General features: G+C 70.9%; 13 protein-coding genes. 8 read left to right on the top strand and 5 right to left on the bottom strand.

The window, feature by feature from the left end; genetic code table 11:
• The first annotated feature begins 125 nt into the window (after positions 1-125).
• Complete coding sequence (locus F0L68_RS24435; protein ID WP_149852125.1) at positions 126-1373, top strand: M24 family metallopeptidase; 1248 nt, start codon at positions 126-128, stop codon at positions 1371-1373.
• A gap of 17 nt (positions 1374-1390) precedes the next feature.
• Complete coding sequence (locus tag F0L68_RS24440) at positions 1391-1858, top strand: SAM-dependent methyltransferase (RefSeq protein ID WP_223199091.1); 468 nt, start codon at positions 1391-1393, stop codon at positions 1856-1858.
• Between the two features lie 60 nt (positions 1859-1918).
• On the opposite strand, the gene F0L68_RS24445 is transcribed toward F0L68_RS24440, so the two are convergent.
• Positions 1919-2293: an STAS domain-containing protein gene (locus F0L68_RS24445; protein ID WP_149852126.1), complete on the bottom strand. Its 375-nt coding sequence runs from the start codon at positions 2291-2293 to the stop codon at positions 1919-1921.
• A 320-nt stretch (positions 2294-2613) separates the two neighbouring features.
• Between F0L68_RS24445 and F0L68_RS24450 the strand changes: the two genes are divergently transcribed.
• The 4 genes from F0L68_RS24450 to soxR all read left to right on the top strand — a co-directional run bounded on the left by F0L68_RS24450 (position 2614) and on the right by soxR (position 6201).
• Positions 2614-3564, top strand: coding sequence for a sensor histidine kinase (locus tag F0L68_RS24450; RefSeq protein WP_149852127.1), 951 nt, complete (start codon positions 2614-2616; stop codon positions 3562-3564).
• 49 nt (positions 3565-3613) lie between these two features.
• Positions 3614-5134, top strand: a complete 1521-nt coding sequence (locus F0L68_RS24455; protein ID WP_149852128.1) for a CYTH and CHAD domain-containing protein — start codon at positions 3614-3616, stop codon at positions 5132-5134.
• Between the two features lie 133 nt (positions 5135-5267).
• Positions 5268-5675, top strand: a complete 408-nt coding sequence (locus F0L68_RS24460; protein WP_149852129.1) for a cold-shock protein — start codon at positions 5268-5270, stop codon at positions 5673-5675.
• Positions 5676-5742: 67 nt separating this feature from the next.
• Positions 5743-6201, top strand: coding sequence for a redox-sensitive transcriptional activator SoxR (gene soxR, locus F0L68_RS24465; protein WP_149852130.1), 459 nt, complete (start codon positions 5743-5745; stop codon positions 6199-6201).
• Between the two features lie 377 nt (positions 6202-6578).
• Here soxR and F0L68_RS24470 read toward each other — a convergent pair whose 3' ends face one another.
• Complete coding sequence (locus tag F0L68_RS24470; protein WP_149852131.1) at positions 6579-7298, bottom strand: SDR family NAD(P)-dependent oxidoreductase; 720 nt, start codon at positions 7296-7298, stop codon at positions 6579-6581.
• A 94-nt stretch (positions 7299-7392) separates the two neighbouring features.
• Between F0L68_RS24470 and F0L68_RS24475 the strand changes: the two genes are divergently transcribed.
• Positions 7393-8040 (top strand): TetR/AcrR family transcriptional regulator, encoded by a 648-nt coding sequence (locus F0L68_RS24475; RefSeq protein WP_149852132.1) that lies wholly within the window; start codon positions 7393-7395, stop codon positions 8038-8040.
• A gap of 7 nt (positions 8041-8047) precedes the next feature.
• Here the strand turns inward: F0L68_RS24475 and F0L68_RS24480 are convergent, their stop codons facing one another.
• A complete protein-coding gene (locus F0L68_RS24480; protein WP_149852133.1) occupies positions 8048-8530 on the bottom strand; it encodes an Lrp/AsnC family transcriptional regulator in 483 nt (160 codons plus the stop codon).
• Positions 8531-8666: 136 nt separating this feature from the next.
• Here F0L68_RS24480 and F0L68_RS24485 point away from each other — a divergent pair, with 136 nt between their 5' ends.
• Positions 8667-12224 carry an indolepyruvate ferredoxin oxidoreductase family protein gene (locus tag F0L68_RS24485; protein WP_149852134.1) on the top strand — a complete coding sequence of 1186 codons (3558 nt, stop codon included), beginning with the start codon at positions 8667-8669 and terminating at the stop codon, positions 12222-12224.
• Here the strand turns inward: F0L68_RS24485 and F0L68_RS24490 are convergent.
• Positions 12147-12725 (bottom strand): LysR substrate-binding domain-containing protein, encoded by a 579-nt coding sequence (locus tag F0L68_RS24490; RefSeq protein WP_223199099.1) that lies wholly within the window; start codon positions 12723-12725, stop codon positions 12147-12149. The two genes, F0L68_RS24485 and F0L68_RS24490, sit on opposite strands and share 78 nt — an antisense overlap.
• Positions 12725-13321: a PadR family transcriptional regulator gene (locus tag F0L68_RS24495; protein WP_149852136.1), complete on the bottom strand. Its 597-nt coding sequence runs from the start codon at positions 13319-13321 to the stop codon at positions 12725-12727. The genes F0L68_RS24490 and F0L68_RS24495 overlap by 1 nt, the downstream gene beginning before the upstream one ends.
• Positions 13322-13368 lie beyond the last annotated feature (47 nt).

Raw genomic sequence — 13368 nt, forward strand, 5'->3', positions numbered from 1 at the left:
AAGGTCATCCGAACCCGGTCATCCGCCCGATCCGCTCGGCCACTCCCGCGCCATAGCGTCCTGATCAGCACGAACCGCCGCCCGGCCCGGATCGGAGTTTCGGGCCACGCAAAGGAGAAACCGCCATGGGGGAACAGATTCCGACCTACTCGATCGCAGAACGTGACCGGCGTTGGGCGCTGGCCCGCGACCTGATGGACGCCGAGGGCGTGCAGGCGCTGGTGGCCTACGGCGAGCACGAGTCCACCGGTCCAGCGCAGTTCGCGCCGGACGTCTACTTCACCAACGAGCGGCCGGGATCCATCGTGATCTTCGCCAAGGACGCCGACCCGATCTCGCTGGTGTGGTCGCCGATGCACGTCGAGGACCACATCGAGGCGCGGCGGCGCGGCGAGGCGTGCTGGACCGAGCCGAAGAACATGCGGGTCGCCAAGCACGCGGCCGGTGTCGTGCAGGTGCTGCGCGAGTTCGGTCTCGAGAAGGCCGCGGTCGGCGTGCTCGGGCTCGAGCCGTACCCGCCGTTCCACTTCAACCCGATCATGCCCTACGGCCTGTGGTCGGAGGTGCTGCGGGAGCTGCCGGACGCGACGTTCAAGCCGGTGCAGCTGGCGTTCTCGATGCGCACCATCCGGTTGTCCGAGGAGGAACTCGCCGTCGTCCGGCACGCCGCGGGAATCGGCGAGGCGATGGCGAACGCGATGGCCGAGGTCGCGCGGCCCGGTGTCACCGAGGCCGAGGTGTACGCGGCCGGCATGACCGAGTCGTTCCGGCTCGGGTCGGTCGCGCCGGGCATGCTGTTGCAGTCCGGCAAGGGCTACGCGTGCTGGGGTCCGCCCGCGTGGCAGTACCGGCCGCAGGCGCCGAGGATCATCGAGGACGGCGACATCATCCAGGCCGAGGTGTTCACCAGCTTCGGCATGCGGGAGACGCAGCACCAGGTCGCCATCCAGGTCGGCGCGGCGAGCGCGGAGACCGAGCGGGCGGCCGCGATCGCCAGGGCCAGTTACGAGGCCGGGTTGGCGACGCTGCGGCCAGGCAACAGCTTCGGTCAGCTGGTGGACGCCATGCTGGCACCGCTGACGGCGGCGGGCGGCTGGAACGTGCACCCGATGGTGCACACCCTCAATCCGTACGGCCCGGTGTGCGGGTTCGGCGGCGGCCTGACGAACCTGCCGGAGGCCGAGGACTACGGGCAGCTGTTCACCGTGCCGACCGTCGGCGGGCAGCTGCCGCTGCTGCCCGGCATGACCTTCGCGTTCGAGCCGAACTGCGTGCTGGACGGTCACCTGGTCAATCTCGGCGGCACTGTGGTCGTCGGCGATCATGGCGCGATCGAGCTGAACGATGTCACCACGCGGCTGATCCGCGTCTAGGAAACGGAGGTCACGGCGTGACGCAGGACCTGACCATGCGGCCGGTCGGCACGGTCGTCGGAGGCCGGGAGGCGGCCGTCGACGACGACTGGGGCGGCGAGCGGGCGGTGATCCGGCTGGACGGCGACCGGTTCACCGAGGCCGCGCTGGCCGGCCTGACCGAGTTCTCCCACCTGGAGATCGTGTTCGTGTTCCATCTGGTCGACCCGGCCACGGTGCAGACTGCCGCGCGGCACCCGCGCGGCAACCAGGACTGGCCGCTGGTCGGCATCTTCGCGCAGCGCGGCAAGAACCGGCCCAACCGGCTCGGGGTGTCGCGGTGCCGCCTGCTCGGGGTGACCGGGCTCGATGTGCTCGTCGAGGGCCTCGACGCGATCGACGGCACACCGGTGTTGGACGTCAAGCCCTACCTCGCCGAGTTCGGCCCGCAGGGCGCGCAGTCCCAGCCCGACTGGTCCACCGAACTGATGCGCGACTACTACTGACCCACCCGAGTCACCGGTGTGGCGCGGGCCTCTCGCCCGCGTCACACCGCTGGCCGAGTGCTAGATGGACCCGGTGCCGGCGGTCACGGCGTCGGCGACGCTGGCGTGGATGACGAAGTGCTCGGCGAGGCCGGTCGCCTCCAGCGGCCGCAGCACGGCGTGCTGGTCGGCGACGATGATCAGCCGGCAGCCGGTCTGCTCCCCCGCCTCGCTCGCCTCGACCAGGGCGCTGAGCCCGACCGAGCCGAGGAAGGTCACCTTGGTGAGATCGACCACGGCCAGCGTCGCGGCGGGCGATCCGGTCGCCTCCGACAATCCGGTGCGCACCTGGTCGATCGTGTTCATGTCGACCTCGCCGGCCACTGCGACCACGACGGTCGCTGGATCCGGCCAAGCCAGGCTCACTCGGATCAGCTCGGGCGAGTGCTGGGACATCGTAAGGCCTCCGGGATGGTGCGCATCTGGCGCCCAAGCGTACGCGGGCAAACAGTGTGGGCTACCGCCGCATGACAGGGGAAACCACGGTGTGGTCGCCGCTGACGAAGCGTGGTGCAGCTGTCTGCTCAACTGCTGGCGGTCAATCTAGCGTCGAGTCCCCGTGTGTCGCTACCAGGTCGTATCCATCGCGCTGCATGCGCACATCGGACTCGGTAGGGTGAAATGGCGTCCGTTTGAGGAGGGAGATCACCGACAAGCCGTAACGCTCAGTTGCGCCAGGTGATCCCGCGGACGGCGAAGACCAAGATGGGCAGCAGATGAACGCGCCGACGATCGTGGGGTCGCTCCACCACCCCGCCCTGCTCTACCGCGGCCCCGCCGAGTACCTCGCCGGGACGGTCCCGTTCGTGCTCGACGGGCTCGCCGCCGGCCAGCCCGTCGCCGTCGTCGTTCCCCCGGGAAACCTGACGCTGCTGCGCTCCCACCTTGGCGACGCGGCCGAACGAGTCCTGATGATCGACATGACGGAGGCCGGTCGCAACCCCGGCCGGATCATCCCCGGGGTGCTGCGCGCGTTCGCGGACAAGCACGACGGCGTCCACGTGCGGATCATCGGCGAACCGGTCTGGGCGAGCCGTTCCGCGAGCGAGTATCCCGCCTGCGCCCAACACGAGGCGCTGATCAACCTCGCGTTCAAGGACAGGGATGTCAGCATCCTGTGCCCGTACGACGCGGTGGCGCTCGACGCCGTCGCCATCGCCGACGCGTTCAGGACGCATCCGATGCTGCTGGACACCGACGGCAGCAGGACGAGCCCCGACTACGCGCCGGACCGCGTGCTGGCCGACTACAACGAGCCGCTGCCCGTGCCGCCCACCGCGGCGACCTGCCTGGTGCGCCCGAACGACTTCGTCTCGCTCCGACGCTTCGCCGTGGCCCAGGCCGCGTCGCGTGGCATGGTCGGCGACCGGCTCGACGACCTGCTGCTCGCCGTGACCGAGTTGGCCACCAACAGCGCCGAGGTCGTCCTCGACGCCGCGCGGCGCGACGATCCGGTCACGATGGCGTTCTGGGCCAAGGACCGGCACCTCGTCTGCCAGGCGCACGGCCCCGGCGTGCTGCGCGATCCCCTCGCCGGTCGTCGCCCGATCTCGGTCCACCAGTTCCGGGGCAGAGGACTGCTGCTGGTGAACCAGCTCGCCGATCTCGTCCGCGTCCACACCGGGCCGGACAGCACGACCGTGCGCGTCCTGTTCCGCCTGCCGTAGCCGGCGCGTCGAATGATTACCGCCGAGCGGAACCGGGTATTCAGGTCAGATGGCCACCCGAACCCGTGAGACCGAACGCAAGTACGAACTGCCGGCCGGGGGAACACTGCCGGCGCTGGACGACCTGCCCGGTGTCACGGTCGCGAGCCCGCCGGACGACCTGTCGCTGGACGCCGTCTACCACGACACCCCGGACCTGCGGCTGGCCGCCGCCGGCATCACGCTGCGCAGGCGGACCGGCGGCTCGGACGCCGGATGGCACCTGAAGTTGCCCGCCGGCAAGGACTCCAGGGACGAGCTGCGGGTGCCGCTTGGTCGGACGGGCAAGCGGGTGCCGAGGGAACTCGCCGAGCTGGTTCGCGCGTACTCCCGGGGCGCCGGCCTGATCCCGGTGGTGCACCTGCGCACGGCCCGCCGCCGCTGGACGTTGCTCGACGCGGACGGGAACCCGGCGGCCGAGGTCGCCTCGGACGACGTGTCCGCGCAGACGCTCGGCGAGTCCGCCACGCTGGACTCCTGGCGCGAGGTCGAGGTCGAACTGCTCGGCGGCGACCGCGACCTGCTCGACACCGTGGGGGCCAGGCTGCGCGGCGCCGGCGTGCTGCCCTCCGACGGGCGCCCGAAACTGGTGCGGCTACTGGGAAATCGGGTCCCGGTAGCGCCGGCACGGTCCGCGCCGAACCGGAGGTCGACCGCCGGCCAGGTCGTGCTCGCCGACCTGCGGACCCAGGTGGCGAGGATCAAGCGCGAGGACCCGAGGGTGCGGCAGGACGAGCCGGACTCGGTGCACAGCATGCGGGTCGCGACCAGGCGGCTGCGCAGCACGCTCCAGGCCTACGGCAGCGTCGTGGCGCGCAAGCACACCAGGATGCTGACCGAGGAGCTGCGCTGGCTGGCCGGCGTGCTCGGCCAGGCAAGGGATCTCGAGGTGTTGGAGCGCAGGTTCGTCGACGCCGTCGCGGAACTGCCGGACGAGTTGGTGCTCGGCAACGTGCGGGCCAGGCTGGTCGAGCACTTCGCCGGGAGGGCGGCGTCGGCGCGCGCGGACGTGCTCGCCGCGCTGGACGGCCCGCGCTACCTGGCGTTGCTCGACGCGCTCGACGAGTTGCTGGCGAACCCGCCGCTCACCCCGCTGGCCGAGGGCCGCGCGGCCGGGGTGCTGCCCGAGCTGGCCGGGCGCGCCTGGCGGACGCTCGCCAGGGCGACCGCGGCGACGGACGGGCTCGACCAGGGCCACGAACTCGACCGCGCGCTGCACGAGGTGCGCAAGAAGGCCAAGCGGTTCCGCTACACCGCGGAGTCGGCGGTTCCCGTGCTCGGCAAGGGCCCCAAGCGATCCGCGCGCCGGGCGAAGGCGTTGCAGCGGCTGCTCGGCGACCACCAGGACAGCGTGCTGGCGCGCGGCGAGCTGCGACAGCTCGCCGTCGAGACGCACCTGTCCGGTGACAACTCCTTCACCTTCGGGCTGCTGCACGAACGGGAACACAATCGGGCGGACGACGCGGAAGCCGCGTTTCCCTCGGCGTGGCGAGCGGCCGCGAAGCGCGGGCAGCTCAGGTGGCTGGCGTGACCGACCCGCTACTCGTTCGGGTGGGCCGCGGCCGCGACGCGCCGGGGTTGGCCAGGTTGTTCACCTTCCTGACCCGAGGTAGCCTCCGGCCGATGTCTGATTGAGACGCTGCACGTTTCGAGGCGGGGTACTGGTGGTTACGGGTCGGGTTCTGCGTTTTGACCAGGTGCGCGGTTACGGTTTCATCGCACCGCATTCCGGTGGCGAGGACGTTTTCCTGCACGCGAACGACCTCGTCGACGAGAAGCATCTCGTCCGTCCCGGCGCGGTGGTCGAGTTCCAGGTCACCGGCGGCGATCGCGGCCTGAAGGCGACGGGCGTGCGCGTCGTGGAGCAGGCCGCCGGCGTGCCGGCCGGGCAGCCGCATTCGGTCGCCGAGGTCGGCGACGGACTGTGCGAGGTGCTGCCGAGCGCGGAGTTCCAGCAGGAGATCACCGAGGTGCTGATCAAAGCCGACCCGACGCTGACCGGCGCGCAGATCCTTCGGGTGCGCCAGGAATTCGCGCGCCTGGCCGAGAAGTACGGCTGGATCGAGAACTGACCACCGCGTCGCGGACCTCGACCATGGTCGAGACCTGCCGGAACACTGCGGACCCAGGGTGACCGACATGGCCGAACTCGCACCGACCGCCACCGAACTCACCATCGGCGAACTGGCCGACCGCAGCGGCGTCCCCGCCTCGGCACTGCGGTTCTACGAGCGCGAGGGCCTGATCCACAGCAAGCGCACGTCGGGAAACCAGCGCCGCTACAGCCGCGCGACGCTGCGCAGGGTCGCGTTCGTGCGCGCATCGCAGAGCGTCGGGATTCCGCTGTCGGTGATCGGGGAGGTACTGGCCTACCTGCCCGCCGACGAGGCCCCGAACCGCGCGATGTGGGAGCGGGCGTCCGAGTGCTGGAGCGAGCAGGTCAACTCCCGCATCGAGCAACTGGAGCGGATGCGGGACCGGTTCACCGAGTGTATCGGCTGCGGCTGCCTGTCATTCGAGCAGTGCGCGTTGGTCAATCCCAACGACGCGCTCGGCGCCAAGGGCCCCGGCCCACACCGCCTGCTCGGCCCTCAGTAGTCGCACCCCGAACGCCTTCACACACATACCGACCATCGGTCTGTGCTCAAACGACCATTCACCCCAAAGCCGACCGACGGTCGGTATGCCACCAACCACCACTCACAAAATCGACCGACAGTCGGTACGCCGACCGCAGCCCGTTCACACAGACCGTCAGTCGGTATGCCGGCAGCCACTACCCGGACAGCACGCCCCAACCCCGCACGCCGCCCGCCCTCCACCGCGCACACCGACCGACGGTCGGTACGTCAACACCGACGACCCAAAAACAGACCGACAGTCGGTACACACAAACGGCCAGCCGCAGAAAACCGACCGTCAGTCGGTATGCACGCACCCACTCGCCTCCCGAAACCGACCGGCAGTCGGCGCAGCTAGCGCGCCGCGCCGCCAACGACCTCCTCGAACCGGTCCCGCTTCACGTAGAGATCCCAGAACGCGTCGGCCAGGTCGGCTGCGTCGAGCGGTGCGGGCAGCAGGGCGGGGTCCCAGTTCTCGGCGACGTACTTGGCACCGTCGCTGCCGGCGATCATCCCCGCCACCTGCACCAGGCCCGCGTACACGCCGGTGTCCGCCAAGCTCGCGTTGAGGTTCTGTAGGTAGCCGCGAGCTGCGGCGGCCGCCGTGCCGATGTTGGCGAGCGACGGAACCGGAGCGCTGGCGGTGACGGCGAGCCCGAACAGCAGCGCGCCGTCGCCGCGCTCGACCATGCCGGGCAGCAGCTCTCGAACCAACGCGACCGGCGTGCGCAGCAGCAGGTCGAGCGGGAACTCGAAAGATTCGACGGTCACCTCGCGCACGTCGAGCTGTCGCTCGATCCAGTCGAGCGAGGCCGGCGCGTACTCCACGACGTCGAGTTGGCCGAACCGCCGCGTGATCGCCTCGATGACGCCCGGCAGCGCGGCCCGATCCATCAGGTCGGCGGCGAACCCCGCCGCCTCGATGCCCTCCCCGGCCAACTCGCCCACCAGGGCGTCCAGTCGGGTCTGGGTCCTGGCGACCAGGGCGACCCGGAACCCCTCCCGGCCGAACCGGCGCGCGACTGAGCGGCCGAGGCCGGGACCGGCCCCGAAAACGGCGATGGCCTTGGACATGTGTTGTCCCCCTCCAGAGTTAATATGACGATGCCGTCAACTTCGCCCAGTCAACCAGGAACTTGACGATGCCGTCAACTAATAGACTCACGACATGGCCCCCTCGACCGAGCCCACGCGACCGCTGCGCAGCGACGCCCAGCGCAACCGCGAACTGCTCCTCGGCGCGGCCCGCGAGCTGTTCGCCGAGCGGGGCATCGACGTCGCGATGGCAGACATCGCGCGGCACGCCGGGGTGAGCAACGGGACCCTCTACAACCGCTTCCCCACCAGGACCGACCTGATCGAGGCGGTGTTCCTCGACCGGTTGGAGAGGATCGTCGACCTCGCCGGGCAGGCGCTGGCGGTCGCCGACCCGTGGCAGGGGTTCGCCTCGTACCTGATCGGGGTCTGCGAGCTCCAGGCCGACGACCGAGGCTTCAACGAGGTGGCCGCCCGCAACCTGGCCGACTCCCCCGCCGCCAGGAACCTGCGCGCGGCCGCGCTGACCGGGGTGACCGAGCTGCTGACCAGGGGCGCGCGCGCCGGCGTGCTGCGCGCCGATGTCACCGTCGAGGACCTGGCGTTCGTGATCTGGGGCATCTCGCGGACCGTGGAGATCACCGCGGGGACCGCGCCGAGGGCGTGGCGCCGACACCTGGCCCTGGCCATGGACGGCTTCCGCGCCGAGGGCGCCCACCCGCTGCCGGAGCCGCCGCTCCCGCCCGGCGGCGTGCACCCCGCACCGCCGAAGGAAAACTGACCCGGCGCTACTCGGCGGCCACACCCTCCTCAAGGGCGTCCAGCAGCGGGCCGACCCGGAACGGAATCTGCTCGGTCAGCGCGACCGCCGTCGTGCTGCGGATGACGCCCCGACAGGCCAGCACCGCGTTGACCACCTCGTGCAGGTGGCGGGTGTTGCGTGCGGCGACCCGCACCATGATGTCACCGTCGCCGGCGATGGTGTGCGCCTCCAGCACGAACGGCACCGCGGCCATGTCTGCGACCGCGGCGGAGAGGCTGCCCTGGGCGACCTGCATCGTGACGAACGCGGTGACCTCGACGCCGAGGGCGGTGTAGTCGACCTCCCTCCCCCGGTGACCGACGACGCCCTGCCGTTCGAGGCGGGTCGTCCTGGCGTGCGCGGTGTTGCGGGCGATGCCTAGGCGCTCGGCGAGTTCGGTGATGCCGATCCTCGGGCTCGCCACGAGCTCCCGCAGCACCTGGAGATCGAGGCCGTTCAACGTGACCACGGTGCGCAACCTTCTCAATTCGGCCGACCCACTTTTGCGCGAATCGCTCAACTTTTCTCTCGGAGTCTTGCACAGCGCTCACCTCGCACACTTCAGTTGCCCGCAGCGCGCAGGCAGTGGGAAAGGTGTGACGACGATGACGCACGATGCTGCGACCGGTTCTCCGGTCGGTGCCGAGGCACTGCTGGACGGTTACGTGCCGGGTGACGTGCTGCGCAGGACGTCCGGCCTCGGCGCGATGACCGGCGTCCAGGCCCTCGGCAGGCTGCTGTTCGACCAGCACCGCGCCGACCAGCGACGGGGCTGGCACACCGCGGGACTCGTGTCCGGGTACCGAGGCTCCCCGCTCGCCGGCCTCGACCTGGTCCTCGAACGGCACGCCGACCTGCTCGCCGAGCACGACATCCGGTTCATCCCCGGCGTCAACGAGGAGCTCGGCGCGACCGTCGTCTACGGCTCCCAGCTCGCCCCGCAGCTGCCCGGCCCGCGCTTCGACGGCGTGTTCGGCCTCTGGTACGGCAAGGCGCCCGGCGTGGACCGCTCGGTCGACGCGTTCAAGCACGGCACCTGGATGGGCACCACCCCGCGCGGCGGCGTGCTCGTCGCGGCCGGCGACGACCCGGCGAGCAAGTCCTCCTCGCTGCCGTCGAACTCGACCATGGCGCTGGCCGAGTCCTACATGCCGGTGCTCGCGCCCGTCGACGTCGCCGACGTGTTGCGGTTGGGCCGGTTCGGGTTCGAGATGTCCCGGTTCAGCGGCGCGTGGGTCGGGTTCACCGTCGTCACCAACGTCGGCGACGCCTACGAGGTGATCGACCTCGGCGTCGAGCAGGACTTCGTCGTCCCCGAGTTCGAGTGGAACGGCGCGCCGTGGCAGCCGACCTTCAAGCAGGGCGTGACGATCCCGGAGGCCATCGCGCTCGAACGGGAGGTGCTCGACGGCAGGCTCGCCGCCGCCACCGCGTTCGCCTCGGCCAACGGGTTGGACCGGATCGAGGGCGCGGTCGGCGAGGCCCGGCTCGGCCTGGTCGCCTCCGGGCACACCTACGCGCAGCTGCGCGACGCCCTCGACCGGCTGGGCCTTGGCGAGGACGCGCTGCGGCGGCGCGGGATCAGGGTGCTGCGGCTCGGCCTGACCCACCCCATCGACCGCGCCGGCCTGCTGCGCTTCGCCGACGGCCTCGACGAGATCGTCGTCGTCGAGGACAAGCGGGCGTTCATCGAGACCCAGATCAAGGAAGCGCTGTACGACCTGAGCGTCCGGCCGAGGGTCTTCGGCAAGCAGGGACCGGACGGCAGGGCGCTCGTGCCGGTGCACGGCGCGCTGGAGGCCGACCGGATCATCGTGGCCCTCGCCAGGCTGCTGGCCGACCGGGTCGGCGGCGAGCACGTCGACCTACGCCACCCCGCGCTGCGCCCGCAGCTGCCCGCGCTGACGCTGACCCCGGTCAACCGCACGCCGTTCTTCTGTTCGGGCTGCCCGCACAACCGCTCGACCGAGACGCCGGAGGGATCGCTCGCGGGGGCCGGCATCGGCTGCCACGCGATGACCACCTTCATGGACCGCAGCATCGGCTTCACGCAGATGGGCGGCGAGGGCGTCAGCTGGGTCGGCGCCGCGCCGTTCACCGACACCGAGCACCTCTTCCAGAACCTCGGCGACGGCACGTTCTTCCACTCGGGCAGCCTCGCCGTCCGGCAGGCCGTCGCCGCCGGCACGAACATCACGTTCAAGCTGCTCTACAACGCGGCCGTCGCGATGACCGGCGGGCAGCACGCGGACGGTTCGGTCGACCCCGCGTCGGTGACGTGGCTGCTGCACGGCGAGGGCGTCGCGCGCACGGTGATCGTCACCGACGAGCCGGGAAAGTACCCGCGTGGCACGAAGTTGGCTCCGGGTGTCACGGTCCACCACCGCGACCAGCTCGACGAGGTGCAGCGGGAGCTGCGCGACACCGCCGGGGTCACGGTCCTGCTCTACGACCAGGCGTGCGCGGCCGAGACCCGCCGCAAGCGCAAGCGGGGACAGGCCCCCGACCCCGAGCGGCGGGTGCTGATCAACGAGGCGGTGTGCGAGGGCTGCGGCGACTGCGGCCAGAAGTCCAACTGCCTCAGCGTGGAGCCGGTCGAGACGGAGTTCGGCCGCAAGACGCAGATCGACCAGACCTCGTGCAACAAGGACTACTCCTGCCTGCGCGGCGACTGCCCGTCCTTCCTCACGGTCGTGCCGGGTTCCGCGCCCGCCGGCAAGGCGACGCGGCCGGCCGTCCGACGCGCCAACCTGCCCGCCGACCTGCCCGAGCCCTCGGCCCGCCCCTCGGCGGCCAACCTGGTGATGGTCGGCATCGGCGGCACCGGCGTGGTGACCGCGAACCAGGTCCTGGCCACGGCCGCGCTGCTGTCCGGTTTGGACGCTCGCGCGCTGGACCAGACCGGCCTGAGTCAGAAGGCCGGCGCCGTGGTCTCGCACCTGCGGATCACCCCGACCGCCGAGGGTCGTCCCGGCCTGGTCGGGGCCGGTGCGGCCGACGGGTATCTGGTGTTCGACGCGCTGGCCGCGACCACCGAGGTGAACCTCGGCCGGTGCGACAAGGAGCGCACGGTCGCGGTGGTGTCCACCAGCGAGGTGCCGACGGGCCGGATGATCACGGATCCCACGGCGGCCTATCCCGGTCGCAGCGCGCTGCTCGGCCGGATCGCCGCGCGCACCCGCGCCGCCGAGTTGTCCGCGATGGACGCGCTGGACCTGGCCGAGCGCCTGTTCGGCAACACCGCTGCCGCGAACTTCCTGGTCATCGGCGCCGCCTACCAGAAGGGGCTGCTGCCGGTGTCCGCCGAGGCGATCGAGCGGGCCATCGAACTGAACGGTGTCGGCGTGAAGACGACCGTCCAGGCGTTCCGCGCGGGCCGCAAGTCCGTGCTGGCCCCGGACTGGCTGGCCGAGGAGACCGTCGAGGAGACGGCCGCGACACCGGTCCGGGCCAGCCGCGACGCGACAGCCGCGCTCGCGCTGGTCGAGGCGGCGACGGCGGGCTCGGTCGAGGTCGGCGAGGAGCTGCGCCGGATCCTGGAGATCCGCGTCCCCGACCTGGCCGCGTACCAGAACCTCGGGTATGCCCGACGGTACCTGGACGTCGTGACCTCGGTTGCCCGCGCGGAACGCGGAATCGTTGCTGGCGAACAGGTTCTGACCGAGACTGTGGCGCGCAACCTGTACAAGCTGATGGCGTACAAGGACGAGTACGAGGTGGCGAGGCTGCACCTGGACCCGGAACTCGACCGTCAGGTGCAGGAGCGGTTCGGCGCGGGCGCCAGGGTGAAGTACCAGTTGCACCCGCCGGTGCTGCGCGCGCTCGGCATGCAGCGCAAGATCTCCTTCGGCCGCACCGCACGACCGATGTTCCGGGTGCTGCGGGCGCTGCGCGGACTGCGCGGCACGGCGGCCGACCCGTTCGGCTACGCGAAGCTCCGCCGCGTGGAGCGAGAGTTGGTCACCGAGTACGTCCAGGTCGCGCTGCGGCTGGCCGCCGAGTTGACCGCCGGCAACCACGCCTTGGCCGTGCGGATCGCCGGCCTGCCGGACGTGGTGCGCGGGTACGAGGAGATCAAGCTCGCGTCAGTGGAGACCTACCGGGCCAGGATGCAGGAGTCGTTGCGGGACTTGGCTGTCCCGGCCGAGGCCGCCAGCGTCTAGGCCGGCGACCTCGCACGCGGCCCGGACGAACGCGCGGACGCGGTTGGTCGCCGAGGAGGTCGGCCAGAGCAGGCCGTACTCGACCGGCGGGGCGTCCGCGAAGGGGACGAACGCGACTCCGGGTCTCGTGTGGTACTTCGCGGCGCGGGCGGAGACGGGAGTGACGCCCCTGCCGGCCGCGACGAGCGAAAGGACCTCCGGCCAGTAGGTGACGGCCGGGCCCTGCGGAACGGGCTGGCCTGCCGGCGTGCTGGTCGGCAGGTGGTGGTCGAGCCAGCCCTGCGGGATGTTCCCCGCGATGGTCACGAGCGGGACGTCGGCGAGGTCCTCGACCGACACGCTGTCCCGGCGGGCGAGGGCGTGGTCGGCAGCGAGGTGCCCGTTGTCGTGTCGCTGACCGCCGGTCTCGGCCACATCCTGCTCACGGTCGGGCTGATCCTGCTGTTCGTCCTCCTCGGCAAGCGCGTCAGGGACCGAACCGCGGACGCCTGACACCACCATCACGGACCGTCCGCGATGTCCTGCACCCCCTCCTGCGACCACGACAACTCGCCGCTTCGCAGCTGCCCGACGACCCCGCGCAACCAGCTCAGCTCCGCCTCGGTCACCACGCGCAGGTACTCCGCTTCCAGCATGCTGACGCGCGGCAACTTCGCTTGCGCGACAAGGTTTTCGTCGATCTCCGCCAGCGTCGCGGCGACCGCCGCCGCACGCCGTTCCAACACGTCGAGCGCCTCAAGCGGGGAGAACATCAGCACGTTCGACAGGGCCGCTGGGAACTCGGGGAACTCCTGCCTCGGCGCGGCGAGCATCTCCGCGAGCCACTCGCGCGCCGCCGCGCGGCCGACGTCGGTGATCTCGTACACGGTCCGCTCGGGATACAGCTGGTCCCGTTCGGTCTGTTGGACCGTGATCAGCTCCGCCGCGTACAGCCGTTCGATCGTCCGGTAGAGACTCGCCCGCTGCCCGACGTTGACCACCTGGTCCTTGCCCCACTGCCTGATCAGGCGCTGGATCCCGTACGGGTGCAACGGCTTGTAGACCAGCAACGCCAGCACGGTCAGGGCCAGCGGCGAACTGCGGACTGTGGCGCTCATGTGACGGATCATAGCCCCAGAGTGACTAGTTGACTCAGAACTAGTTG

The sequence above is a fragment of the Solihabitans fulvus genome, from assembly GCF_008386585.1.
GTDB classification, from domain to species: Bacteria; Actinomycetota; Actinomycetes; order Mycobacteriales; family Pseudonocardiaceae; genus Solihabitans; species Solihabitans fulvus.